The 505-nt window shown below is 68.5% G+C and carries 1 protein-coding gene; it reads left to right on the top strand.

The window, feature by feature from the left end; genetic code table 11:
- Positions 1–35: 35 nt before the first annotated feature.
- A partial coding sequence (locus QHF89_RS49930) for a hypothetical protein (RefSeq protein WP_284722037.1) occupies positions 36–505 on the top strand: 470 nt, incomplete at its 3' end.

Below are 505 nucleotides of genomic sequence, written 5' to 3'. Positions count from 1 at the left end.
TCACGGCGGCCGCGGATGGGCTGGGCAGCGCTGTCGTGATGGAGCGAGCCGCGCGCAGGGCCGCGACGAAGCTCCGCGCGCAGTTCGGCATTCGGGACGTCATCCTCGACCTGCGCATCATGGGCGTGAGTGATGCCCTCTTGAATGGCCCCGCCATGCGCAGCCGCGACAATCCCGTGTACAAGAACGTCTTCCAGGAGGGCACCGCCGGGGAGATCACCGAGGCGAAGCTCCGCGAGGAGCCCGAGCTCGCCGAGCGGATCCTGGAGCGGCTCGCGAACGTCGAGGATTTCCCGGGCAAGGCCGCCGCGCAGGCCGGCCTCAAGGAAGCGCTCGAGAAGAGCTTCGTGATCCGCGACGCGCTCGACGCCGCCGAAATGGCGCAAAACAAAGCCGGCGACGCCGAGATCCAGGCACGGCTCGCCGTCCGCGTGGCGCTCGAAAAGGCATACGGGATGCTCCGCGCCGCATTCCCGGGGCAACGCAAGCTCGTCGAGTCGTTCTT

The organism is Polyangium sorediatum, assembly GCF_029946465.1.
GTDB lineage: Bacteria > Myxococcota_A > Polyangia > Polyangiales > Polyangiaceae > Polyangium > Polyangium fumosum.
The sequence above is the reverse complement of the archived record's forward strand: the minus strand, read 5'-3'. Positions and strand labels throughout refer to the sequence as shown.